We start from the raw sequence: 22,611 nt of genomic DNA, 5'->3' as shown, positions 1-22,611 counted from the left end.
ACAGCTAATGCGACATACTCCCAAACTAATCTTGCGATGTAGTTGGGGCTTCTCAGCGACTTGGGCTTGCCTAACGTTAACTGAGCCTTAGCCGTGAGTATCTGTTGGTTAAAATCAAAAGCAAAGTTCAGTCTGAGTCTTTTCGGTAATTATGACAACTACATTAGAAGCAGCGATCGCGGAACATTATATTCAGTTACATCCTGTTAGTTGGGAGACATTTAATCAGCTTTTAGAAGACTTAGGAGATAACCGAAATAAACGTTTAACTTACTATCAGAAAACCTTACAAGTAATGAGTCCATTAGGGCAACATGAAAATAATAACCGTTTTATTGATGATTTAATTCGGGCAATTACTGATGAACTAGGTCTTAATCTCAAAAAGTTTGGGTCACTAACTTTAAAGTCTAAACCTCTGCAACAAGGAGTAGAAGCAGATTCCTGCCATTACATCAAAAATGAATTCCGAGTCAGAGGGAAACAAAAAATTGATTTAGAGATTGATCCGCCTCCTGATTTAGTTTTAGAAATTGACATTACCAGTGGTTCATTAAATAAATTGCCAATTTATGCCAATTTTAGAGTTCCTGAAGTTTGGCAATATAAGGGCGATCAACTGAAAGTTTTTCTTCTCGAAGAAGAGAGTAAGACTTATCAGGAAGTCAAAGCAAGTAAAATCTTTCCCTTTCTAGACCTAAATTTAATTCCTAAATTGATTCAGCAAAGTTTAGAAATTGGAGAAACCGCAACCTTAAAACAATTTCGTCAGTGGGTGAGGGAAAATGCAGCGTAATAAAGTTGATCCAATTCCCAGATTAGAAAACGGCGATCGCCTTACCCGTAGAGAATTTGAGCGACGCTATGAAACAGCGGTGACTAATCCCTTACTGATTACAGAAGTTTTATCGCCATCAACTCGAAATTATGACCGTAGTGAGAAATTCTTAACTTACCGTAGTCTTCCCAGCTTTCAAGAATATCTCTTAATTGAACCTGATCGGGTGCAAGTAGAACAGTATATCAAGCAAGATGATTATCATTGGTTATTGACGCTTCATAATGATCTTAATGGCAAAATTTCGTTAGACTCTCTTGCTGTGGAAATCGCGATCGCGCTATCTCTATAATCGCATTGAACTTTCCAATTGCTAAAATGCTTAATCAATAACTCAGGCGCGATTGTAGCTCAGTGCCAGCACAAAAATTAGTTCCCATTTTTAGAAGTAATCCCATGTATCAAACGAATCCGCCTCGCTCTCCAAAAGAAATACTGCCAACAATGTATGATCTCAAGAGTGAAGACCCAGAGGAGCTGGGAGGCTCTGATCAATTCCATATTTATCAACCTCGGCTACTGGAAGAAACCTTTCGCCCTGCCAATTATCCTCTAGATAAGGTCTTTACAGGAACTGACCTCAATCTCTACTACGATCCTTGTCATACACAATGGTATAAACGTCCTGATTGGTTTGCTGTGGTAGGGGTATCTTGGTTATATGAAGAAAAAGATTTACGCTTAAGCTATGTGATTTGGCAAGAAGGAGTCGATCCCTTAATTGTGGTGGAGTTACTTTCACCAGGTACGGAAAAAGAAGATTTGGGGCAAACTTTACGAGAGGTTAATCAACCCCCGACAAAATGGGAGGTTTATGAACAGGTGTTGCGAGTGCCTTATTACGTGATCTTCAACCGTTACACTAATGAGTTGCAAGTATTTACCCTACAAGCTGAACGTTATCAACCTGTTGACATCACCAACTCTCCTCTCTGGATTCCCAGTATTGAGCTAGGATTAGGCTTATGGCAAGGGAGATATGAAGGAATTGAAAGGCTGTGGTTGCACTGGTTTGATGAAGAAGGAAACTGGATTCCGACAACGGTAGAACGAGAAGAGCAAAAACGCAAACAGTTAAACGAAGAACAACGCAGAGTTGCCACTCTACAAGCAGAATTAGCCCGCTATCAAAACACTTTTGGCAAGTTACCCGAATCGGGAGGCAGCGCTGAGTAAGGAAAATACCGCGTCACCAAACTTGCTGACTGTGGAAATCCCGATCTCTATGATCGCATCAAATTTTCCACTTGCTAAAATTTTTAATCAATCACTCAGGCGCGATCGCGTATTTCTAGGGTTGAAGAAGTAATCTAATAACTGTTGCCAAGCGTAAGTAGGAAGAGGGGATGCCAATGCTCACTTTGGATGATTTACTTCAACAACGGGACAAAATTTTAACTGTTGCTCAACGTCATGGAGCATATAATGTTCGTGTTTTTGGTTCTGTTGTGCGAGGAGAAGCCAGCGATCACAGCGATGTAGATTTTCTGGTCGATTATGATCGCTCCCATCGATCATCTTGGTTTCCAATGGGACTGATTGAAGATTTAGAAGCGTTGCTGAGAGTTCGGGTAGATGTCGTCACAGAGAAAGGCTTAAAATCTCGTCTGCGAGATCGGATTCTGCAAGAAGCAAAACCTTTATGAGGCGGGATTTAAGACGACTACAGGATATTTTGGAGGCCATCGAGCGTATTCAAGGTCGAGTTGACTTTAATAAAATTGAGGATGATGAAATGCTTCAGGTTTGGGTGTTGTATCACTTACAAATTATTGGTGAAGCTACCTGCGCCCTCTCTTCCCAATTAAGGCAAAACTATTCTCAAATTCCTTGGTCAAAAATTATCGGTTTGCGTAAGGGACTTGCGAAAAAATGAATTACCCAAGAAACTAGAAGAGATGATATTGGTAAAAAGAGGATGCAAGAGTTAAACGAACAGTTCAAAAGAACTCTTAAAGATGCAGCGAGAAAATTAACAGGAGAGAAAAAACGAGTGTTTGTCGCTCAGGTGTGCCTTGACTACTTTCAAGGTTCAGCCCGTCGGACAGAAAGGCAAATGGGTTGGGGGAGAGTGTGTGTTCAAAGAGGTCTTGACCATCTGGAAAGGGGAATCTCCTATCAGGACAAGTATCAGGAGCGGGGTCGGAAAAAAAGCGAAGAAAACTTGCCCAATTTAGGAAAGGAGATTCGCGACCTAGTAGAGGAACAATCTCAAGCCGACCCAAAATTCCAAACCACATTTCAGTATAGCCGCATGAGTGCTCAAGCGGTGAGAAATGCTCTGATTAGGGAAAAAGGATACAGCGATGAACAATTACCAACCCGACAAACAATTGGAGCAATGTTAAATCGCCTCGGCTACCGTTTAAAAAAACCTTAAAAACCAAGCCATTGAAGAAAATCCCTGAAACTGATGCTATTTTTGAACAAGTGGCAACAGCTAATCAAGCGGCCGATGATGACCCAACCGTCTTACGCATCTCAATTGACTCGAAAGCCAAAGTCAAACTAGGAAACCTCTCACGGGGTGGGAAAGACCGTCGCCAAGCTCCCCCTCAAGCCGATGACCATGATACTCAATGGCACACGACTCTACTTCCCTTTGGGATTCTTAACCTCCGTACAGACAACTTAGCTCTTTACATGAGTGAGTCCCCTGAAACCTCAGATTTCATTGTTGATTGTCTAGAGCACTGGTGGAAAAGCAATCAAGGAAACTTTCCCGAGGTTAACACCTTAGCCATTAACTTGGATGGCGGCAGTGCTACCCGTTCCAATCGCACTCAGTTCATCAAAAGGATTGTAGAATTTTCTCGTCATTACCAGCTCCAGATTCGCTTAATTTACTATCCTCCCTATCATAGTAAATACAATCCCATTGAGCGTTGTTGGGCTGCCCTTGAACAATTCTGGAACGGAGCGATTCTGGACTCTATTGACACGGCTCTGAGATGGGCAAGTAAGATGAGTTGGAAAGGTTCTCAGCCTGTGGTTCACCATGTCACTAAGCTTTATCAAACTGGTGTCAAAGTTGACCCTGAGTCTTTAGCAGACTATCGAGTTGATTGGCATCCTTCAGAATCTTTGCCCAAATGGTCAGTTACTGTTGGTTCGTTCTGATGGGTATCCTTTTTTATTGCAAATCCCCAACATCCTGAACACGGACTAGGTCTAGCTCAGGTAAGCGCCTAATCAAGCCACGTAAGATTGCGCCATTGAAATTCTCGTCAGTTAGTAAGCGCACTTAGATATTACTGATTTTAGATTGACCGCGATCAAGCAAACGTTGCCTTAAGCCCATCAAGTTGTTGTCTTGAGCAATCTGGGTTCTTCGCTGTTGAGCTATTTGACGGCGCTCCTCTAAATAGTCTTCAACTTGCTGGGGATGGGTGAGATAGTATGTAATTGCTGCATAAATTTCTTCTAGCGTCAGGATTGGGTATTGCACTACAATCTCTTCAGGGGTCGCTCCAGCCTGATAAGCAGCGAGTAAACTATCAAGGGTAACGCGAGTCTGACCAATGCGAATCCCTCCTGCTTCATCAAAGTTGAGGGGAGGTGTTATCGAGCGAAGTTTAATTCGAGTCATGATAGAGCTAGTGAGCGAAACAAGGTTGGCATCCCTTCTACATTCTATGTTGTACTACTGCGATACAAAATATTGGAAGCGATCGCGCTGATGCTTTCTTCGCAGTTTCCTTGATCATTAATATAGCGATAGAGCTTATATAAACCTAAATCTTCTACGTTTGTATTGCTTTTTTTGTTTTTCTACAGAGAGTTTACGAAACTTTTGTAAGACGGTTTGTTCAAGATTAGCAGTCATTTTGGAATCCCTAGCTTATGGGTGAGACGTTTGCTACTATTGGTTGTCAGGCAACAGCATACTGGCTATTCTACATTGTAAGGGATATTCTTCTATAGCGCGATCGCGCAAAGTAGAGAATTCAACTTAACCCAACTTCTCAACAAAAGATTGATGTTCTGAGGAATTAATTCCTGAGTTTAGCACCGATAGCACCTGTTGCATCTCTCCTGCTAACAGGGCTGATACATCCAACCATAACCCAATAAAGAAAGGACTCTTCAAAACTCCAGACTCATCCCCCTGTTGTTGATGATAAGTTCCTTCCTGCCAAATATACCACCGAAACTCCTGATCCTCCACCAACCAAACCAAATATTCCCGTACTCCATTGCGACGGTAAACTTGTAACTTATCGTGTACATCATAGGATGCGCTACTGCTGGCAATTTCCACGATTAATTCCGGTGCGCCCTCAAGATAATCATCTTCGCTAATCCGAGAATTTCCCCCCACTGCTTCCTCCAGACGCAACAGAGCATCAGGTTGCGGTTCATTGTCAAAATCGAGTCGAACTGTTGTATTATCAGCACTATAAACCCTTGGAGTAGCTGCACGATAGACTCCCAACCAAGTCATGATGTCACTCAAATTTCTCAGTGGTCACGTGATACGTGATCACTGAGGGAGGGTTGTTTCTAGCTCCAAATCAGGTCTAAGTTGAGAACAAAGCTAGGGAGGACATCTTCTCCACTAAGAGATTTCGGGTTTTGCAGAATCTCAACCGCCTGCCCCTGACGATAAATTTCTACCTTGCGAGTTTTAGGCTCAATTAGCCATCCTAGTCTGACACCATTCTCTAAATATTCCAGCATCTTTCCTTGTAGGTCTTTATAATTTTGTTTTTTCAGGTCGCTAGGGCTGACTAATTCAATTACAAAGTCTGGAACTAGGGGAGGGAATCCATCTTGTTCTTCTGGAGTTAAGGATTGCCAGGTTTCTAACCTCACCCAAGCCACATCTGGAGAACGTCTGGCTCCATTGGGCAGAATAAAAATCGTTGAGGAGTCAAAAGCGACACCTAAACCAGTGCTTCGGTTCCAAAAGCCTAAATCTAGGTAAAGATTAAAGTTGCATTTTCCCGCACTGCCACCCGTTGGAGGCATAGTAATTAATTCTCCTTGTGCTGTTAGTTCCATGCGAACATCTGTGTTACTCTCTGCAAGTTCGTCGAACTGTGTGGAGGTCACTTTAAATCCATTAGGAATAATGATGGCAGTCATAATATTTAGCTCTTTCTTTAATTATTGAACCTCTCAACCAAGGCTTGATGTTCTGAGGAACTGATTCCTGAGTTGAGCACAGATAGCACCTGTTGCATCTCTCCTGCTAATAATGCCGATACATCCAACCACAGCCCAGGGAAAAAGGGACTTTTCAAAATTCCCGACTCATCTGGCGATAATTGTTGTCATAGCACATTTAAGATTGATTATAAGATCAGCATAACTTATGGCAACCAGTTTTCATCTAAAATTTTATCGAGGGGCGCGATTGGTTCCGAAGGAAAAGACGTTAAAGGTAATCCTGAGGCAGTGGAGGCAAGTTTGCGCCCCTTTCGGTAGCATTCAGGATAAACTTCCTTGATATATGGCTTTAAGCTCGGACTATCAGCTAAAATTTCTTGGAGTTGCTGACGGAAATTCAAAATTTCTCTTTTCCAATGTGCTTCGTTCTCTTTAAGTTGAGATTCCCAGTATTTGAGTTTTAGCAAATGTTCCACCAACCTTTTGAGTAAACTTTTCAATTTTTGCTTCTCTCGCCGACTCAAATCAGATACCTCATCAATCAAATCCTCCCAGTTAATCGTGTTAAAATCTCGATTTTGGAGTTTTTTTACAGTCTCTACTACCCAGAGATGATAATCAGTTTCATAAAGTTGTTTTTGCGCTTGCTTTGATTCTGCTACCATTTTTATTTAATTTGACTTTAGGACTACCAGTTTTCATCTAAGACTTGATCGAACTGCACGATGTACTTTAGACGGTCGCCAAGGGACATCGCGCTTGCTGATTAAGTGTTACCTAACTGCTCAACAAAAGATTGATGTTCTGAGGAATTAATTCCAGAATTCAGCACCGATAGCACCTGTTGCATCTCTCCTGCTAACAGGGCTGATACATCCAACCACAACCCAATAAAGAAGGGACTCTTCAAAACTCCAGAATCATCCCCCTGTTGTTGATGATAAGTTCCTTCCTGCCAAATATACCACCGAAACTCCTGATCCTCCACCAACCAAACCAAATATTCCCGTACCCCATTGCGACGGTAAACTTGTAACTTATCGTGTATATAATAGGACGCGCTACTGCTGGCAATTTCCACGATTAATTCCGGTGCGCCTTCAAGATAATCATCTTCGCTAATCCGAGAATTTCCCCCCACTGCTTCCTCCAGACGCAATAGCCCATCTGGTTGCGGTTCATTGTCAAAATCAAGACGAACAGTTGTATTATCACAAACCATTAAATGGGGATTTTTTGCGCCATAAACTGTAAGCCAAGTGATCATTAAGCTGTGAGGATTTCCATGTCGCGTTGCTCGCACTGGAGAAGGCATATAGACAGTTCCTTCAATTAATTCCGCTTTTTTGACATTGCCCATCCGATGGTAGCGTCGCTCAAATTCATCACGAGTAACGCGATCGCCGTTTTCCAGAATAGGGGGTTTTTGGAAGGGAACTGAGAGAGAAGTCATAACCAAAATTCCTGTTAGACTTACTTATATTATAGGCAGTTTCAAGGGTAAGTTAGGTTTCAGGATCAATCCCCAAGGCTCTCAATTGCTCCGCTAGACGGTTGGCGCGTTGAGCTTCTTGTTCGGCTCGTTGAGTTGCCTGTTGCGCTCGTTCAGCTTCTTGTTCAGCGCGTTGTTCTAATTCCAGAGAAGACAAAAACTTTCTACCATCAGGACGATAGATTTCTAGGGTTTCAGGAGTTAAAACGAACTTAATGCCTAGTTGGGGACTCACCCAGCCATTCATGTCTTCTATTAACTCTAAATTGCCTTCTTTTCGCTGCAATCCTTCTAATTCATTCTCATCGGGGTCGTATATATAATACTCTTCTACTCCATAACGTTCATAAAACTGTAGTTTTCGGGTCATTTCTTTTACCCGATTGCCAGGAGAAAGGATTTCAAACACTACTTGGGGGGTAATATTGTCTTCTTCCCATTGACGATAAGAACCGCGATCGCCTTTTGGTCTGCCAAATACTACCATAGCATCAGGAGCAACGCGAATTTCAGGATGACCTTCTACGGGATACCATAGTAAATCCCCCGCCACAAAGACTTCTGGATCGTTTGCAAACAGGAGTTCTAAGTTTTCTTTAATCAGAACAATCCAGCGAAATTGTTTGGTATTGTCTGCCATGGGCTGGCCATCACTATCAGGATAAATTAAGGAACGGTTGAGAGCAACACTCATGATTTCAGTTAGGTAAAACGGCTTCGATGAGGATTTGATTTTACTTTATGGTAACCAGTTTTCATCTAAAATTTGCTCTAAAGGCGCGATCGGTTCTTCAGGGAAGGTATTTAGGGGAAGTTGAGAACGTTGAGAGGCAATTTTTCGGGCTTCGGTATAACATTGAGGATAAATTTCATGCAGATAAGGTTGCAAACTCGGGCTATCTTCTAATTCATCTTGAATGAGTTGACGAAAGTTAGTAATTTCTGCTTGCCAATGTCCTTGATTCCTACTCTTCTCAGCTTGCCAATATTTGAGTTTCAGTAAATGTTCTATTAATTTTTTAAGCAGGCTTTTCAGCTTCTTCCGATCTCGCCGCCCCAAATCTGATACTTCCTCAATTAAGTTTTCCCAATCAATCGCTTCAAACTCTTTATTTTGTAAGTTTTTAACAGTTTCTAATACCCAAAGATGGTAATCGGTTTCATAGAGTTTTTTTTGTTTTTTTTGAGATGGTACGACCATGCTTTTTGCTTTGACTTTATGCCAACCAGTTGTTATTTATTATTTTATTAGGAGGCGCGATCGCGCAGTTAATTCAATTATAGATTTGTCTAATCCTGGGAGGCGCGATCGCGCAGTTAATTCAAATCTAGATTTGTCTAACCCTAAAAACCAATAGCAAGAACATGGTTTTTACTGTTCAGAAATGGATTAAACGTCTGGTTCAACTCCTAATGCTCTAAGCTGGGCTGCTAATTTTTCAGCTCGTTGTTCGAGTTCAAGAGTCGATAAAAATTTTCTACCATCAGGACGGTAAATTTCTAAAGTTTCTGGAGTCGGAACAAATTTTATTTCTAATCTTGGGCTTACCCAATGATCTATTTCTGGAATCACTCTCAGTCTTCCCTCTTGGCGCTGCAATCCTTCTAACTCATTATCATCAGGGTCGTATATATAATACTCTTCTACGCCATAGCGATCATAAAATTCCCATTTACGAGTCATTTCCCTGAGTCGATTGCCAGGAGAAAGGATTTCAAACACTACTTGGGGGGCAATATTGTCTTCTTCCCATTGACGATAAGAACCGCGATCGCCTTTTGGTCTGCCAAATACTACCATGGCATCAGGAGCAACGCGAATTTCGGGATGACCTTCTACGGGATACCATAGTAAATCCCCGGCTACAAAGACTTCTGGATCGTTAGCAAACAGGAGTTCTAAGTTTTCTTTGATCAGAACAATCCAGCGAAATTGTTTGGTATTGTCTGCCATGGGCTGGCCATCACTATCAGGGTAAATTAGGGAACGGTTGAGAGCAACACTCATGATTTCAGTTAGGTAAAACGGCTTCGATGAGGATTTGATTTTACTTTATGGTAACCAGTTTTCATCTAAAATTTGCTCTAAAGGCGCGATCGGTTCTTCAGGAAAGATGCCAAGGGATAATCCTGATTTTTCCGATGCAATCACTCTCGCATCTCGATAAGATTGATTAAAAATTTCCTTTAAGTAGGAGTTTAAGCTCGGACTATCTTCTAACTGATATTTAATTTGTTGGCGGAAGTTAGCAATTTCTCCCCGCCAATGTCTGCGATTTCTCTCTGCTTCATTTTCCCAGTATTTGAGTTTCAGCAGATGCTCAAATAGCCGTTTTAATAAACTTTGTAGTTTTCTTTTTTCCCGCCGACTCAAATCCGATACCTCATCAATTAGATTCTCCCAGTCAATCGCTTCCAATTCTCGATTTTGGAGTTTTTGAACCGTTTTTAAAATCCAGAGGTAATAATCGGTTTCATAGAGTGGCTTTTGTGCTTGTTGAGATTCTGTGACCATGTTGGTTGGATTTTGCTTTACGGCAACCAGTTGTGAGAGCTGAAGTGAAAGCGCGATAAGCCAAAGGCAAGCGTGCTACGCACATCGCGCTCTCAATCTAAACTCAATTCAATAACAGTTTACTCTCCATACTCTTGTAAGAAAGCTAGGAAATCGTTTAAGGCTCTTCGGTTGAATTGGTTGGGTTGGAGTTGATACCGTATTTGGAGAAGATACCATCGATTTTGGATTCTAGCACGGCGAGCCGCTCGTTCTCTTTCTTCAGCTGCTCGGTTTCTTTCTCGATCTGCTGCGCGATCGCGCTGTATTTCTCGGTATCTTCTCTCAGCTCTTTCATTCTCTGCTCGTGCAATTTCTTCGATTCTTCTTCTCTCTTCCTCGCTTCTTCTTCTCTCTTGTTCAATTCTTTCATTCTCTCTTCGTCTCTCTTCCTCGCTTCTTCTCTGCTCTTCTTGAGCCAAGCGATTTGTTTCTCGGTTTCGACGGTTCCACTCAACGCCGAAATTAACCACTGCCACCATGAGGGCTGCCACGGTGAGTCGGTTACTCCAGACTCTTGGTTCTCTAATTTCTCCGAGGATTGTGAAGTCTTGTTCATCATAAAAGCGTAGAAAGGCGACGGTAATGGTCAGAACCGTTAAAAGCGTTCCTGGTAGAAGGGCAAGGAAGTTCTGCCATGACGATGGTATTTTCATTATAAATGATTGAACTAAGCAGAACTGATTTTACCTTTTAGTAAGAAAAAGCTGCGAAATTGCTTTCTTTTCCTAAAGATTTTGAAGTTAGGGAGCGAGACGCTCCCACTACAGTTAGAAATCTTATGAGTAGTGCGAGCATCTTGCTCGCTATTCCCATTCGGACTTTAAGTTTTAAAACTTTGAATAAAATTACTTCCCAATTTAGCAATTATTTCTAATCGCGATTGAGTGAAGCATAGATCGCGCTATACTATAGTTTTCTGTCGCACTTGAGACTGTTTTGCCAACAATGATGATAAGAAGAGAAAACGCGATCGCGCCACAGCCTCCCGTAAAGTAGGTTAATGTATCATAAAAATAATGTTCCAAATTACCATTCGGCGCGATAAACCGTAATGGCTTGATCAATCCCCTTAAACTTAGATTTGCCGATTGGAGAAAACTGAGTCTGATAGTTAAGACGATTGAAAGTATTTTCACTAATCACACAGTCTCCAGGCTTACAAACTGCTTCTAAACGAGACGCTAAATTGACAGTTCCCCCTAATACTGTATAATCCACGCGCTGGGAACTACCAACATCTCCTACCACCGCTTTTCCACTATTAATCGCCACTCGCAATTCTAAGGGATGAGAGAATGTCTGAGACTGGTTTAACTGTTCTAGGCGTTCCAGCATCGCCTTTGCCACTTTCACAGCGCGATCAGCATGATCCGACTGCGGTTCAGGTGCGCCAAAAAACGCCATAATACAGTCACCAATGAATTTATCTAAGGTTCCCCCCATGGCAAAGAGGGGTTTTAACATTTCTTCAAAAAAACAATTCAGTAATTTTGCCACCTCTTCTGGCGCTAATTCTTCAGAAATAGCAGTAAAACCAACTATATCAGCAAATAAAACACTGACATCTGCTTCCACGGGAGTGAGTAAAGTATCTTCAGTTGCCCCAAAAGTAATTAACTGTTGAACCACCGCTGGCGAGTGATACCGCTCTAGTCGTTGACGGATTCGTTCTTGTTGCTGTAAGCGTCGGGTAAGAAGCCAACGTTGGACACTAGAAGCAACTAAATTGGCAATGGTAGAGAAAAAGCTTAAATCCTGATCTTGACTCGGATCAAGGTGATCAAACCCTGTGGTGGCATCAGCATAGAAAACTCCTACTACCTGTTTTTCATTCCATAAAGGAACTGCTAACGCTCCCCCAATTCCTTTCATTAAAATACTTTTGGTTTCAGAAAATCGCTCATCTAATTGGGCATTTTTCGTTTTAATCGCAACCTTTTCCTCAAAGACTTGATCACAAATTGAATGACTAATCCAATGACCTTCATAGAGATCACTTATATCTTGACGGTAGGAGCGATCCCCATTAGAACTCTTAATTTTACGGGAAGCGGCTTTGTATAATTCTAAATCTCCAGTTCCTTCTACATCAATTAATAAGGCTAATCGTTCTACAGTACGAAGTTCTTGGAAAATTATCTCTTCCACTTGCGAGAAAATCGCCTCAATGGATTCAGCACTATTTAAGCCTCGGGCAATTTCAACAATATATTGTAAACGCGCATGAGCAATATGCTCGGTACTAAGGGGATCTTTAACCTTATCCCCATCCATCCACCGTTGTCTTAATTCTTCCGCATTACGGAGAATGGTTTGTACTTCTGTCCGATTAGGCTTTTCTGAGTGCGCGATCGCTGATTCGGCAGAAGCAACTTCAGAAGATAATTCCACTGTCACTAGAACATTGCCAATTTCAATCACATCCCCATTTTTGAGACGCTTCGGCTCCGTAAGGAGAGACTGATTTAAAAATGTCCCATTCGTACTCCCTAAGTCTTCAATTCGCCATTGCCCTTTTGCGAGGCGACGCAATTGACAGTGCTGGCGGGAAATTTCCGAATAGGGAAGATATACATCACATTGTGAGGAACGACCAAAGATGAGTTGATCCTGAGACACCTCTAGAGTTTGCTCGGGACTCCCTTCAACATTAATTTTTAAAGCCAGCTCAGTGGTTAGTTTCATCTTTGATAATTCCAGTCTTCTCTCAATTCTAATGTCAATAGCGTATCAGGACAAATAGTGATCTGGTTCGAGCTTGATTTGGATTCTGGATTGTTAATCAAGGAGGAATGTGCTTTTAGTGGAATTACCGTGTTAAGTTCTCTAGTTGCTGTCGGCTCAACTGTTGTAATCAGGGCTTGAGTAACAAATCGAGTTCCCTCAGATGTGGTTTCAAATTTTCCAATGACTGGGGTTTGGTTGGAAGCAATTAACTCGCCTTCCTCATTAGTTAACTCGCTTTCTAGAAATAGTACCTCTTGCCAAGGTTGATCTACTTCTAATTTTAAAGAGGTCTCGCCACGATAACGAACTTGAAATTCGGTTCCTGCTGGTAATGTCAATTCTGAAGAAGACTCCTGAGAGCTTCTGGCTTGTTCTGAGGGGGGTGAGGGAACTTGTACTTTTTGCTGAGAGGAAATCACAGCTTTCTCTTCTAAAGAGGGGATTGTCATAAGAGTAGAAAGCGGAAATTCAACTTTCTCAAGGGTTGGGTTCAATTGCCATTGCTTCTCCTCCCCCTTAGCAGTGGCATTTAAAGAAATCTCATCAGAGGCTAATGTTGCATCTGGAGCGAGTTCGAGAACAATGCGAGCAGTTTCTTCTTCAAATTGCCCAATGCGAATTTCTTGAATTAGCCCTTGGTAATTTTGCTGAATTGAGTCTCCTTCTAGTTGCGTTTTAGGAATATCAATGACAATGCGCTTGGGATCATCAAGGAAAAAATAAGTTGGGGTGAGTGAGTCTTCAAGTGTAAACTGTAAATGCGAAGTTTCAGGATTAAATTCCCATTCTGATAAAGCGAAGGCGCTAGGGGCATAACTAAGGACAAAGTAGCTACAGATTAGGATTAATAGGCGGGGCCTCAAGGGTAAGAAAAACATTGAAAACGAATAAGCCCTTGAAAATACTTAAGTGTTAAAGAGGTCACTTATATTGTGCCATGTTTTCCTTAAACTTTAAATGTCCAAAGAACGGGATTTTCGTCTAATAAGTGATCAGTTACTTTACGTCCAATTTGATCAATCTCGTTTAGTTCAGCGTCTGATAAATTAATATTAAGGGCTTTAGCATTTCCTAGGGCTTGTTCAGGATTTCTTGCTCCCGCGATCGCGCAGGTATTGGGTTGAGCAATCAGCCATGCTAGGGCGAGTTGAGCTAAGGTACAGCCCTTTTTCTCAGCAATCGGACGTAAATCCGCGATCGCGCTTAAGGCGCGTTGATAATTCTCTCCCTGAAACAGCTTATTTTTCGAGCGATGATCCCCTTCTTCAAACTGATGATTGGGGCCAAATTTGCCCGTTAATAAGCCTTGGGCGAGAGAGGAATAAGCAAGCACAGTAATCTCATTTTCCACACAATAGGGGATTAATTCTTTCTCTGCTTGTCGCCAAAAGAGGGAATAGGGAGGCTGCACACTATCAATTTGCCCATATTGTTGCGCTTCGGCAAGTTGATCTCGTGAGAAATTCGATACCCCGATCGCGCGAATTTTTCCTTGCTGCTTGAGATGATTCAGCGCCTCCATGGTTTCAGAAATCGGGACAATTTCGCTATTAAAGGAACCACTGGGCCAATGAATCTGATATAAATCGAGGTAATCGGTTTTCAGATGTTTCAAGGAGCGATCGCAGGCTTCAATTACCTGATCATACTTTAAGTGGGTGGGAAAAACCTTACTGGCTAACTGTACTTTTTCCCGAATATCGGCAACCGCTTGGGCAACAATTTGTTCCGAATAACCTTCCCCATAAATTTCGGCTGTATCAATGGTGGTAATTCCTGCTTCCACTCCTGAGCGAATTGCTTGAATGGTTTCCTCATCTTTAATCCCCGTCCACATCGCTTTTCCCGCTTGCCAAGTTCCCATTAAAATGGGGGAAATTTTGACCTCAGACTTGCCTAAAACGCGCATGATCTAATTACTCCTTAACTGGCCGATGAGTTTTTATCGCCAATAAACACTTTATAACCAACATATCCCAAAGCCCCGATAATCGCTAAGGTTAAGACGGAAGTAACTAATTGGAAAACAGTTTTTAATAAAGATAAACTGACACCAATCCCAATGGCGACAACAATCACTTTCCCAATTAAAGGGAGTCCCTGAAACCAGCGTTGCACTTGCCCTTTAATTCCCTGCATTTGCTGAGAGAAGTCTTGAGATCCCATATTAAGGGGAGATGGGGCAGAAAAATTTGTTTTTTGGCTAGATGTTTGTTGTTGCTGACTACTTTCATTCACTTCTGCTTCTAATTCTTGTAGTCGTTTTTCCCAGTCAGTGTTAGGTTGATTCATAATTTTATTCCTCTAAATAGTTAAATAATGGACAGCTAATGAAGGTGAACAGGTTAATGCGATGAAGTGAGAGAGTAGGCAATAATAGTAATAGAAACCTCAGCAATGGTCTGGACTTCTACAACTTTTATCATGAAACCTAAGTATTATACTCTCCTCCTTACAACTACCCTTGCCACCATTTTATTCGGTTTAACCACAACTCGCTCCCTTGCCGAATCAATTTCTATCAATGGTGAACTTTCAGAACCCATTACTAGCGAAGTAACCTCGGGTGGGGATGTTGATAGTAGCGATTGCGGTTTCATTTCTGACACCCCTCAAGAAGTGATTGAAGTAACCGAAAAAATGAACTATATGCGAATGAGTTTAGAAGGGGCTAGCAGTAGTGCCACTCTCCTCGTTGAGGGGCCAGATGGGCGTTTTTGCCTCTTACCCGATTCTGATCAAGAGCCTTCTATGTCTGGGGTTTGGGTGCCTGGAGAATACAGAATCTATGTTGGCGATAAAGATGGCGGCAGTGATTCTTATACCCTTCGCCTTTCGACCGAACAATAGAGAAGTGACTCAGGGGAGATTATAAAGCTCAAATTAAATTCTCTCGATAGAGATGTCAATCGAGTAATGTACGTTAAGGTGGTAAAAGTAGATAGAAAGTCCTACTAAATTTTTTCCTAGTCTAAGCAGACCTTTTTCAAAGGAGTAACAATTATGAGTAATATTGAAGAACAAATTGAAAAACAGCGTCAAGAGGCCCGAGAAGTATGTGGCGAAGAAGGAAGTGACTCTCAAGACTGCGCTGTTGCTTGGGATACTGTTGAAGAACTCCAAGCCGAATATTCTCATCAACGCTCTAGTAAGCCCAAGAAAACCTCTTTAGAACAGTATTGCGATGAGAACCCTGACGCGGCAGAATGTCGGGTTTATGACGACTAAAATTAATTTTTAGTTTAATTTTTATGGGGTAGCAGGAGTTAACGCTTCTGCTACTTTTTTGCTTTACACTTCAAACTTATCCCCCAAGTAATACTGGCGTACTAAGGGATCTTGATAGAGTTCCTCTGCTTTTCCCGAGGCGAGAATATCTCCTTCACTCATAATATAAGCGCGATCTGTAATTTCTAGGGTTTCTCGGACGTTATGATCGGTAATGAGGATTCCCATATTCTGCGATCGCAGGTGATTAATTAATACTTGCAATTCTGAAACCGCGATCGGATCGACCCCAGCAAAAGGTTCATCTAATAATAAAAATTGTGGCCCCTGGTCACCAATCGCTAAAGCCCGTGCTAACTCGGTGCGCCGTCGTTCTCCACCAGAAATCCGATTCCCTTCTGTTGTGGCGACTTTTTCCAGATGAAATTCCTCTAATAAGGTTCTTAGACGCTGTTTTCCTCTAGCAGAAGAATAACCATTTTGCTGGATGACTAAACGAAGATTATCGGCAACGGTAAGATGGCGAAAGATGCTTGGTTGTTGAGGGAGATAACCAATTCCTAAGCGCGATCGCTGATCAATCGGCAAATTGGTAATTTCCTTTTCTCCTAGCCAAACTTGACCCTGATCTGGCTTCACCAAGCCTGTCGCAATATAAAAAGTCGTGGTTTTTCCAGCCCCATTTGGCCCCAGTAACCCCACAATTTCCCCAGGAGTAACCATTAAATTAACCCCTCTGACAATGGCAGCCTTGCCATAGGATTTGTAAATCTGCTTTAGAACTAAATTCACTGCTAACTTATTCCATTCCCGGCAGATTCAGGTCGGGTTCTCCATTTTCACCGTTATTATTCCCTTCAGGAATCACAAAAGTGGATCTGACTTGTTCTTGTTCTTTTGGCGTGGCAACAAAGCGCCCTTCCTCCATAAAATAGGTAACTCTTTCCGCTTGAATATTATTACCTGCTTGCATTACGTCAACATCCCCCGTTAAAACTAACCGTCGTTCTCCTTGGAAATATTGGGCTTGCGCGGAAGTTGCTTCTAATTCTTGAACGGGATAATTAATTCGCACATTGCCCCTAGCACTAATGACACCAGTTTCAGAATTAGCTTCCTGAATATCAGAGGTAACTGTCATCCGATTATTGCCATTACCATTTGCTGATTGCGCGATCGAGCGATGATTGGGCAGAATTACGACACTGAAAAGTGTAACCGCCAATAACCCATATTTGAGAGGCAAAACATTTGCTTTCAACATAACTTTTACCATTAGAAATACCCTACTTTAGGGTAACGTAAAGAAAGAGTTAAAGATAAGAACACCAGTCACTCCAGCTTCCGGCATATAGCTTGCCCTGATCCAGTTGCGCTAGATGTAAAGACAACAAATTGACACAAGCAGTGACCCCTGATCCGCAATAGACAATTTTTTCTTGATTTTCATCAATCGTTACCTCCCCTTTTAGCCAGCGTTGGCGTTGTTCACTCGGTGAATAAATATTCCCTTGTTCATCAGTAACCGTTTTCCAGGGAAAATTTACTGCCCACTCAATATGACCTGCTACTGGGTCAATGGGTTCCCGTTCCCCCCGATAGCGATCCGCATCGCGAGAGTCAATAATTACCGCATTTGGGTCTTTTTGACGCGCTTTCACTCCTTCTCGATTGACAACCCAATTTTGTCGCACTTGAGGAATAAAATCACCTGTCTTTGCTGGTGGAATTTCGCTTGTTGTGGGATAACCTGCATTTTGCCAGGCGTTCCATCCCCCATTTAACACAGCCACCTGATCATGCCCTAGATACCGTAACAACCACCATAGTCGGGCAGCAAAGGCGCAACGGGAATCATCATAGGCAATCACTTGGGTATGAGAAAAATGAATGCCCATGTTCGCTAATTTTGAGGCTAAGGTTTCAGGATCAGGGAGGGGATGTCGTCCGCCGTGTTTTTGAACTGGTGAGGATAAATCTTGATTGAGATCAAGGTAATAAGCGTTGGGAATATGACTAGCTTCATATTGCTTTCTTCCCCAACTGGGATCCGATAATTGAAAGCGACAGTCAATGATGACCACATTGGGATCATCGAGATAATTAACCAGCCAATCAATTGCAACAACAGAATCCATAAAGTAGTTTTATTCAATGCTAATAACCGTTTTTCATTGTAGAGCCTATGCTATGAAAACAGGGCAAAGAAGTTACTTTTTCAGACGACCTGAGGATGATTCAAGTCTGAAATGTACACGCTTACTAAAGAATCGTTAAAATAATGATTAGGTTTAAGATCGTAGCCATTGTCAGTCGCGATCGCGCATTTAGCAACAAAAAACTTCTATGACTAACGTTCCTGTTTCTCGTTTTCGTAATTTCTCGATCATCGCTCATATCGATCACGGTAAATCCACTTTAGCGGATCAACTGTTGCGTTGGACTGAAACCGTCAAAGAACGGGAAATGAAAGAGCAGTTCCTCGATAACATGGACTTGGAACGGGAACGGGGGATTACCATTAAACTGCAAGCCGCGCGGATGAGTTACACCGCCAAAGATGGAGAAGAGTATGTCTTAAACCTCATTGATACCCCCGGCCACGTGGATTTTTCCTATGAAGTGTCTCGGTCGTTAGTCGCCTGTGAAGGAGCATTATTAGTCGTCGATGCGTCACAAGGGGTAGAAGCGCAAACCCTCGCCAATATTTATCTTGCCCTTGAACAAGATTTAGAAATTATCCCAGTTTTAAATAAAATTGACTTACCTGGGGCAGAACCAGAACGGGTATTAGAAGAAATTGAAGAAGCGATTGGGTTAGATTGCAGTAATGCGATTATGGCTTCTGCAAAGATGGGGAAAGGAATTAATGAAATTTTAGAAGCCATTGTTCATCTCATCCCCCCTCCTAGTGATACCACAGAAGACCCTCTACGAGCATTAATTTTTGATAGCTATTATGATCCTTATCGGGGGGTAATTGTCTATTTTCGAGTAGTGGATGGCAAAGTCAAAGTCGGCGATCGCATCCGCCTCATGGCTTCTAAAAAGGAATACGAAATTGATGAAATTGGCATTCTCTCCCCGACAAAAGTCCCTGTTGAAGAACTCCATGCTGGAGAAGTGGGCTATATTGCTGCTTCCATTAAAGCGGTAGAAGATGCCCGAGTTGGCGATACTATTACCCTCGCCAGTCAACCAGCTACCTCCCCCTTACCGGGTTATAAAGAGGCTAAACCCATGGTCTTTTGTGGCTTATTTCCCACAGAAACTGATGATTATGCCGATTTACGGGATGCTTTAGATAAACTGAAGCTCAATGATTCGGCCCTCTCTTATGAACCAGAAACCTCAAGCGCAATGGGGTTTGGGTTTCGCTGTGGCTTTTTAGGCTTACTACACATGGAAATTGTCCAAGAACGCTTAGAACGAGAGTATGATTTAGACTTAGTGGTAACAGCTCCTTCGGTAATTTATCGAGTAATGCTCAATGATGGGGAAATTATTGAGGTAGATAACCCCAGCCAGTTACCGTCACCGCAAGAACGAGAAGTGGTGGAAGAACCCTATATTCATTTAGAAGTGATTACCCCAGAAGACTATGTGGGGCCCCTAATGGAATTATGTCAAGGGCGACGGGGAGAATTTAAAGATATGAAATATTTTACTCCCACTCGCACTACCTTAATTTATGAATTGCCCTTAGCCGAGGTAGTTACTGACTTTTTTGATCAAATGAAATCGCGATCGCGCGGTTATGCCAGTATGGAATATCACTTTCTGGGCTATCGTCCCAACGAGTTAGTAAAACTTAATATTATGGTAAATAACGAGCCTGTAGATTCTCTAGCCATGATTGTTCACCGAGACAAGGCTTATCATGTGGGAAAATCCTTAGTGGAGAAACTCAAAGAATTAATTCCGCGCCAACAGTTTAAAATTCCTGTGCAAGCGGGAATTGGTACACGCATTATTGCCAGCGCCCATATTCCTCCGTTACGGAAAGATGTGTTAGCCAAATGCTACGGCGGCGATATTTCTCGGAAGAAAAAGCTCTTACAAAAACAAGCCAAAGGGAAAAAGCGCATGAAAGCCATTGGTACAGTTGATGTTCCCCAAGAAGCCTTCATGGCAGTCTTAAAGCTGGAACAATAGTTTAGTCTCCCAAACGGCGAGACACTTCCTCTTCTAGACTCATATCTTCCATTTTTTGATCAAAATTCTCGCCAGCATTTTGAGATAATTCAAATTTGGCTTGAGCTTCGATTTGGTGATTCTCGACTGTTTCTTTCGCCGCTTCAAATTGAGACTTAGCCGCATCAATATTGTAGCTATTATTCACCGCTGCCATTTGTTCTAACGCCGCATTGACTTCTTGAACCGCTTGCATATTTGCCAATTCACTCTTATAAGTTTCTAGCTTTTCTTTTTGGCGCATTAACTGTTGTTTGGCAGCGGTAACATATTTCTCTGCATTTTCCACGTTTTCTTTTAACTGCGGTAAAACTTTCTCTAATTGTACTGCTTGGATCATCGTTAAGCGAGCTGATTCTTTATTACCGCTTGCTTTTAAGGCTTTGGCTTTGGTTTCTAAATCTTGATATTCTTTAACTTTTTTACTATAGTGGGCCTCAGCTTCTTGATAATTTTGAACTTGTACCGCTACCGCTTGAGTGAGTTTTTCCACAGAGGCTTGCATCTCTTGTAGTGATTTTTGAGCCTCACTAACTGCCTGTTCTTGTTCTGACGGCTCAGAAACTCCCCATAACCAATTCCAAGAAACAACAATTAATCGGCCAGCTCTTTCACCAAAAAGATAATAAATAAACTTTTTCATACCCATGACCCTACTATTGCCTTTAAGTAATCTCATCAATCACAAATACTTACCTTGCAGTGTATCTTAATTCGCCATATTCATTAATTAATGGCAAAATAACAAAAAAGGATTGCGAGGTTAAAACTATGTCTAAGAGAAAAGGACCACCGCCCATTGTTTATATTGTAGGTGTTTTAGTTCTCGGTTTTGGTGGCTATCAAGTTTATCAGATGTTAGCCAGTGGAGAAGAGAATGATATTGTTGAAAATGGCAATGGTGCAATTGAAGATGGGGCAATTGACAATGGGGGAAATGGAGAACCTGATTCTGCTGAACTTTCTGATCTAAGTCATCGGTTTAGCATTGGTGATAAAGTCCTCATTAGCTCTAGTTCTGCTTCTCAGGAGTTTGTTGAACTTAAAGAGCAAGGGGTAGCAGCGATCGCGTCTCAAAATTATTCAGAAGCAGTCGATCATTTAGAGGCAGCCTTAGCCGAAAATCGCAATGATCCAGAAGCCCTAATTTATCTGAATAATGCTCGCATTGGCAATGATGAGGCTTATGATATTGCTGTTCCTGTTCCCATTGATGCTGATACCGTTTTCTTCTCTTTAGAAATGTTACGAGGCTATGCCCAAGCCCAAAATGAAATTAATGAAGCTGGGGGAGTTAATGGCACTCCCATTAGGCTAACCTTAGTAAATGATTCGGATAGGGCGCGAGAAGCCACAGAAATTGCTCAAGAATTAGGGGATCGAGATAATATTTTAGCTGTAACCGGACATTGGAGTAGTAGCACTACCCTTGCCGCTGCCCCAATTTATGATCAGAATGAACTTGTATTACTTAATCCTGTCAGTACCAGTACCGAAATTTCTGGCATTAGTGATTATGTTTTTCGGACAATCCCGAGTAACTTTGTTGTTGGTGCAACCATGGCTGAATATGCCTTAGATGATCTTGACGCGCAGAATGTTGCCATCTTTTACGATTCTGATAGTGGCTACAGTTTATCCCTGCGTAGAGAGTTATCTAGTTCGCTTTCTACTCGTGGCGGTAGCGTGGTTGGAGAATATGATCTGAGTGAGTCTGGATTTCGCGCTAGAGATCGACTACAAAATGTGAGAGAGCAAGATGCGGAAGTGATTGTTCTCATTCCTTCCCCAGCTACCGTGGATCGTTCCTTAGAAATTGTCAATGTTAATGAACAAGATCTTCCCCTCATTGGTGATATTGGCAATCTCTATGGCATTAGAACTTTAGATGTTGGTCGTGAAGATGCAGTGGGAATGGTTATCCCTGTCCCTTGGCATATTTTAGAACCGCAAGATGAAGATTTTGTGCAAACCTCTCGCGAACTTTGGGGAGGAGATGTGAACTGGGCAACAGTAATGGCGTATGACTCCCTGAACGCGATCGCTGAGGCTTTAGAACAAGATCCCACTCGTGAAGGAATTAGAAATGCTTTAGCCAGTGATAACTTTTCCGCAGAAGGGGTTGTACAACCTGTGCGTTTTCTTCCTTCCGGCGATCGTGACGGACAATTAACCTTAGTCGAAGTACAACCAGCAGATCCCTCTCGTTCGGGAACTGGCTATGATTTTGTGCCTTTAGAGTGAGCTACTCCCGTTAAATCGAAGATTCTAACGGGAGCTTCCTACCCAATCGGTTGCTTTTCTAATCGTAGGAAAAGAGAAGTCTTACACCAAGGCGATAGGCGAACAGCCCGGCTCCCGAGCTTTATAGATAATTGGATGGAAGAGAATCAAAAATTCTTTTATATCTTGGCTTGGTTTTCGCCGAAAAAAGTTCCCCATCCGAAGATTTTTCGATTATAG

Annotated in this window: 29 protein-coding genes and 1 pseudogene; 11 read left to right on the top strand and 19 right to left on the bottom strand. The window is 42.1% G+C overall.

Features of this window, described 5'->3' with window-relative positions:
* Positions 1-151: 151 nt before the first annotated feature.
* From FRE64_RS03105 to FRE64_RS03075, 7 genes are all read left to right on the top strand, one after another.
* Positions 152-796 (top strand): Uma2 family endonuclease, encoded by a 645-nt coding sequence (locus FRE64_RS03105; protein ID WP_146294622.1) that lies wholly within the window; start codon positions 152-154, stop codon positions 794-796.
* The gene (locus FRE64_RS03100; protein WP_146294621.1) at positions 786-1,130 is read left to right on the top strand and encodes a Uma2 family endonuclease; all 345 of its coding nucleotides are present in this window, start codon (positions 786-788) and stop codon (positions 1,128-1,130) included. Before FRE64_RS03105 ends, FRE64_RS03100 begins: the two co-directional genes overlap by 11 nt.
* Before the next feature lie 104 nt (positions 1,131-1,234).
* Complete coding sequence (locus tag FRE64_RS03095) at positions 1,235-2,014, top strand: Uma2 family endonuclease (RefSeq protein WP_146297259.1); 780 nt, start codon at positions 1,235-1,237, stop codon at positions 2,012-2,014.
* Positions 2,015-2,184: 170 nt separating this feature from the next.
* Positions 2,185-2,484 (top strand): nucleotidyltransferase family protein, encoded by a 300-nt coding sequence (locus FRE64_RS03090; protein ID WP_222597852.1) that lies wholly within the window; start codon positions 2,185-2,187, stop codon positions 2,482-2,484.
* Positions 2,481-2,714 carry a HepT-like ribonuclease domain-containing protein gene (locus FRE64_RS03085; protein WP_146294620.1) on the top strand — a complete coding sequence of 78 codons (234 nt, stop codon included), beginning with the start codon at positions 2,481-2,483 and terminating at the stop codon, positions 2,712-2,714. The genes FRE64_RS03090 and FRE64_RS03085 overlap by 4 nt, the downstream gene beginning before the upstream one ends.
* A gap of 42 nt (positions 2,715-2,756) precedes the next feature.
* Positions 2,757-3,218 carry a hypothetical protein gene (locus tag FRE64_RS03080; RefSeq protein WP_146294359.1) on the top strand — a complete coding sequence of 154 codons (462 nt, stop codon included), beginning with the start codon at positions 2,757-2,759 and terminating at the stop codon, positions 3,216-3,218.
* Positions 3,219-3,229: 11 nt separating this feature from the next.
* Positions 3,230-3,958 (top strand): ISAzo13-like element transposase-related protein, encoded by a 729-nt coding sequence (locus FRE64_RS03075; protein WP_186708805.1) that lies wholly within the window; start codon positions 3,230-3,232, stop codon positions 3,956-3,958.
* Positions 3,959-4,082: 124 nt separating this feature from the next.
* Here FRE64_RS03075 and FRE64_RS03070 read toward each other — a convergent pair whose 3' ends face one another.
* The 15 genes and pseudogenes from FRE64_RS03070 to FRE64_RS02995 all read right to left on the bottom strand — a co-directional run bounded on the left by FRE64_RS03070 (position 4,083) and on the right by FRE64_RS02995 (position 15,018).
* Positions 4,083-4,427, bottom strand: coding sequence for a DUF433 domain-containing protein (locus tag FRE64_RS03070; RefSeq protein WP_146294619.1), 345 nt, complete (start codon positions 4,425-4,427; stop codon positions 4,083-4,085).
* A 363-nt stretch (positions 4,428-4,790) separates the two neighbouring features.
* Positions 4,791-5,291: pseudogene (locus FRE64_RS03065) on the bottom strand (Uma2 family endonuclease); the annotation flags it as partial.
* 50 nt (positions 5,292-5,341) lie between these two features.
* Complete coding sequence (locus FRE64_RS03060; protein WP_146294617.1) at positions 5,342-5,926, bottom strand: Uma2 family endonuclease; 585 nt, start codon at positions 5,924-5,926, stop codon at positions 5,342-5,344.
* A gap of 227 nt (positions 5,927-6,153) precedes the next feature.
* The gene (locus tag FRE64_RS03050; RefSeq protein ID WP_146294616.1) at positions 6,154-6,615 is read right to left on the bottom strand and encodes a DUF29 domain-containing protein; all 462 of its coding nucleotides are present in this window, start codon (positions 6,613-6,615) and stop codon (positions 6,154-6,156) included.
* A 101-nt stretch (positions 6,616-6,716) separates the two neighbouring features.
* Positions 6,717-7,403: a Uma2 family endonuclease gene (locus FRE64_RS03045; RefSeq protein ID WP_146294615.1), complete on the bottom strand. Its 687-nt coding sequence runs from the start codon at positions 7,401-7,403 to the stop codon at positions 6,717-6,719.
* 52 nt (positions 7,404-7,455) lie between these two features.
* Complete coding sequence (locus FRE64_RS03040; protein ID WP_146294614.1) at positions 7,456-8,136, bottom strand: Uma2 family endonuclease; 681 nt, start codon at positions 8,134-8,136, stop codon at positions 7,456-7,458.
* A 45-nt stretch (positions 8,137-8,181) separates the two neighbouring features.
* Complete coding sequence (locus FRE64_RS03035) at positions 8,182-8,643, bottom strand: DUF29 domain-containing protein (RefSeq protein WP_146294613.1); 462 nt, start codon at positions 8,641-8,643, stop codon at positions 8,182-8,184.
* Positions 8,644-8,832: 189 nt separating this feature from the next.
* Positions 8,833-9,450, bottom strand: coding sequence for a Uma2 family endonuclease (locus tag FRE64_RS03030; protein ID WP_146294612.1), 618 nt, complete (start codon positions 9,448-9,450; stop codon positions 8,833-8,835).
* 45 nt (positions 9,451-9,495) lie between these two features.
* Positions 9,496-9,957: a DUF29 domain-containing protein gene (locus tag FRE64_RS03025; RefSeq protein WP_146294611.1), complete on the bottom strand. Its 462-nt coding sequence runs from the start codon at positions 9,955-9,957 to the stop codon at positions 9,496-9,498.
* 119 nt (positions 9,958-10,076) lie between these two features.
* Complete coding sequence (locus FRE64_RS03020; RefSeq protein WP_146294610.1) at positions 10,077-10,652, bottom strand: hypothetical protein; 576 nt, start codon at positions 10,650-10,652, stop codon at positions 10,077-10,079.
* A gap of 204 nt (positions 10,653-10,856) precedes the next feature.
* The gene (locus tag FRE64_RS03015; RefSeq protein WP_186708948.1) at positions 10,857-11,024 is read right to left on the bottom strand and encodes a hypothetical protein; all 168 of its coding nucleotides are present in this window, start codon (positions 11,022-11,024) and stop codon (positions 10,857-10,859) included.
* 1 nt (position 11,025) lies between these two features.
* Positions 11,026-12,684 (bottom strand): adenylate/guanylate cyclase domain-containing protein, encoded by a 1,659-nt coding sequence (locus tag FRE64_RS03010; protein ID WP_146294608.1) that lies wholly within the window; start codon positions 12,682-12,684, stop codon positions 11,026-11,028.
* Complete coding sequence (locus FRE64_RS03005) at positions 12,681-13,604, bottom strand: AMIN domain-containing protein (RefSeq protein ID WP_146294607.1); 924 nt, start codon at positions 13,602-13,604, stop codon at positions 12,681-12,683. The genes FRE64_RS03010 and FRE64_RS03005 overlap by 4 nt, the downstream gene beginning before the upstream one ends.
* A 68-nt stretch (positions 13,605-13,672) precedes the next feature.
* Positions 13,673-14,635 carry an aldo/keto reductase gene (locus FRE64_RS03000; protein ID WP_146294606.1) on the bottom strand — a complete coding sequence of 321 codons (963 nt, stop codon included), beginning with the start codon at positions 14,633-14,635 and terminating at the stop codon, positions 13,673-13,675.
* A gap of 14 nt (positions 14,636-14,649) precedes the next feature.
* Positions 14,650-15,018, bottom strand: a complete 369-nt coding sequence (locus FRE64_RS02995; protein WP_146294605.1) for a hypothetical protein — start codon at positions 15,016-15,018, stop codon at positions 14,650-14,652.
* A gap of 132 nt (positions 15,019-15,150) precedes the next feature.
* On the opposite strand from FRE64_RS02995, the gene FRE64_RS02990 reads away from it, so the two are divergent.
* Positions 15,151-15,576, top strand: coding sequence for a hypothetical protein (locus tag FRE64_RS02990; RefSeq protein WP_146297257.1), 426 nt, complete (start codon positions 15,151-15,153; stop codon positions 15,574-15,576).
* A gap of 153 nt (positions 15,577-15,729) precedes the next feature.
* The gene (locus tag FRE64_RS02985) at positions 15,730-15,954 is read left to right on the top strand and encodes a Calvin cycle protein CP12 (protein WP_146294604.1); all 225 of its coding nucleotides are present in this window, start codon (positions 15,730-15,732) and stop codon (positions 15,952-15,954) included.
* 63 nt (positions 15,955-16,017) lie between these two features.
* Here the strand turns inward: FRE64_RS02985 and lptB are convergent, their stop codons facing one another.
* Genes lptB through FRE64_RS02970 form a run of 3 tightly spaced genes read right to left on the bottom strand, consistent with a single transcriptional unit; the run spans position 16,018 to position 18,092 of the window.
* Positions 16,018-16,746 (bottom strand): LPS export ABC transporter ATP-binding protein, encoded by a 729-nt coding sequence (gene lptB, locus FRE64_RS02980; protein ID WP_146294603.1) that lies wholly within the window; start codon positions 16,744-16,746, stop codon positions 16,018-16,020.
* Positions 16,747-16,753: 7 nt separating this feature from the next.
* A complete protein-coding gene (locus tag FRE64_RS02975) occupies positions 16,754-17,218 on the bottom strand; it encodes an LptA/OstA family protein (RefSeq protein WP_146294602.1) in 465 nt (154 codons plus the stop codon).
* 49 nt (positions 17,219-17,267) lie between these two features.
* Positions 17,268-18,092 carry a sulfurtransferase gene (locus tag FRE64_RS02970; RefSeq protein WP_146294601.1) on the bottom strand — a complete coding sequence of 275 codons (825 nt, stop codon included), beginning with the start codon at positions 18,090-18,092 and terminating at the stop codon, positions 17,268-17,270.
* Between the two features lie 208 nt (positions 18,093-18,300).
* On the opposite strand from FRE64_RS02970, the gene lepA reads away from it, so the two are divergent.
* Positions 18,301-20,109, top strand: a complete 1,809-nt coding sequence (lepA, locus tag FRE64_RS02965) for a translation elongation factor 4 (RefSeq protein ID WP_146294600.1) — start codon at positions 18,301-18,303, stop codon at positions 20,107-20,109.
* A 1-nt stretch (position 20,110) separates the two neighbouring features.
* Here lepA and FRE64_RS02960 read toward each other — a convergent pair whose 3' ends face one another.
* A complete protein-coding gene (locus FRE64_RS02960) occupies positions 20,111-20,791 on the bottom strand; it encodes a PspA/IM30 family protein (RefSeq protein ID WP_246140381.1) in 681 nt (226 codons plus the stop codon).
* A 128-nt stretch (positions 20,792-20,919) separates the two neighbouring features.
* Here FRE64_RS02960 and FRE64_RS02955 point away from each other — a divergent pair, with 128 nt between their 5' ends.
* Positions 20,920-22,392, top strand: a complete 1,473-nt coding sequence (locus FRE64_RS02955) for an ABC transporter substrate-binding protein (RefSeq protein ID WP_146294599.1) — start codon at positions 20,920-20,922, stop codon at positions 22,390-22,392.
* Positions 22,393-22,611: the final 219 nt, after the last annotated feature.

This window comes from Euhalothece natronophila Z-M001 (assembly GCF_007904085.1).
In the GTDB taxonomy this organism is placed as follows: domain Bacteria; phylum Cyanobacteriota; class Cyanobacteriia; order Cyanobacteriales; family Rubidibacteraceae; genus Halothece; species Halothece natronophila.
Note: the sequence above shows the minus strand (reverse complement) of the source record. Positions and strands in the feature narration are given on the sequence as shown.